This window comes from Vibrio sp. 1401 (genome assembly GCF_033340295.1).
In genome coordinates this window covers 1-1,439 of record NZ_JAWOWF010000111.1, presented here as the reverse complement: position 1 = coordinate 1,439, position 1,439 = coordinate 1, and the positions used below count along the sequence as shown (strand labels likewise).

Annotated in this window: 1 protein-coding gene; it reads right to left on the bottom strand. The window is 48.2% G+C overall.

Translation table 11 applies throughout. From position 1 onward, the window contains the following. The coding region (locus tag R7Z77_RS23910) for a tandem-95 repeat protein (protein ID WP_318136868.1) at positions 1 to 1,439 on the bottom strand (1,439 nt) is incomplete at both ends.

Sequence of the window (1,439 nt, the reverse complement as noted above, 5' to 3'; positions counted from 1 at the left end):
AATCCATCTAGACCAAGGTTTACGGAGCCCACAGGATTATTAGACAAATCGACCGTAATCGTTTCACCCTTCTCAATACCTTGCCCGTCATTGTCAGCGATACCATTGCCGATATGTGACACCTGACGGTTGTATTGCGCAAGTTCACCGCTATCAGAGGAAATCGTGATAGAGGCTCCATTTGCTAAATGCTCAATACGGGAATGTGATGGTCCACCATCCTCACTTAATCCCCAGTTATTGAAATCTGATGTAGATTCTGAGCCATTAGGCGTATTTGGACGATCTTTGATACCTAATAAGAAGCCAACATTGTCAGCTTCATAGTAAAGACTGTCTTTGTCATAAAGCGTATCGCTTACTTCTTTAATTTCGTGCAACTCACCGTCACTATCTTTAAAGAACAACGTACCTGATGTTGGCAGTTCAGTAATCCGGACATGTAGATCGTTGCCTTTTAAGTCGTCTTCAACATCCGCGATATGATCCTTAGAGTCACCGCTCCCCAGAGGTTTCGTATCTGTATCAAACACAACTTGCGTAAGCTGATCATCGGCGACATGCGTAAAGTCTTCACTTTCAGGCTTGTCGTTTACTGGTGTCACATTGACCGTGACGGTGGTAGATTCAGACACTCCACCTGATGTCACGACATAAGTGAAAGTATCTTTACCGACGTAGTTATCATTTGGTGTGTAAGTCACGCTGCCGTCAGGATTGACCGAGACCGTGCCGTTGGCTGGGCCGTTATTGGTATCTAGCGACACCACTTTACCGTCGCCTTCGAACGTGTCGTTACCTAAGACCTTGATGATGGTTGGCGTGTCTTCAACGACCGTCGCTTTGTCTGCCACAATGTCCGCCACAGGTGTTACCGTGAAGTTCACCGTTTGGCTAACGCTCTCGCCGCTTGGGTCGGTAGCAGTAAACGTTAAGGTTTCTGAGCCGTTCCAGTCTGCCGTTGGAGTGAACGTAGCAATACCATTGACGATCGCCACTTGAATGTTGCTATTACCAGAGACGCTAAACGTTAACTCGCCATCCACGTTATCCACATCGCTGAAAGCGGTATTTAGATCGATGCTGTATGGCGTAAAGTCTTCCGCCAAGGCTTGGTCTGCAATGCTGCTTTCAACCACAGGCGTGTCGTTCACCGCATTCACGGTGACGTTGACCGTTGCTTGGTCAGTCAGTGCACCATCAGTAATCGTGTAAGTAATTTCAGCGTCACCATGGAAGTGCTCAGCTGGCGTGAACACCAACTTGCCGTCAACAATCTCAACTGTGCCTTGCGCTTCAGGTACGGACGCCGATTGGATAGACAGCGTATCGCCATCAATGTCAGTATCGTTTGGCAGGACATCAATCGTCACTGGCGTGTCTTCGTCAGTGACAGCGGTATCATCTTTTGCCACTGGCGCGTCATTCACTGGCGTCAC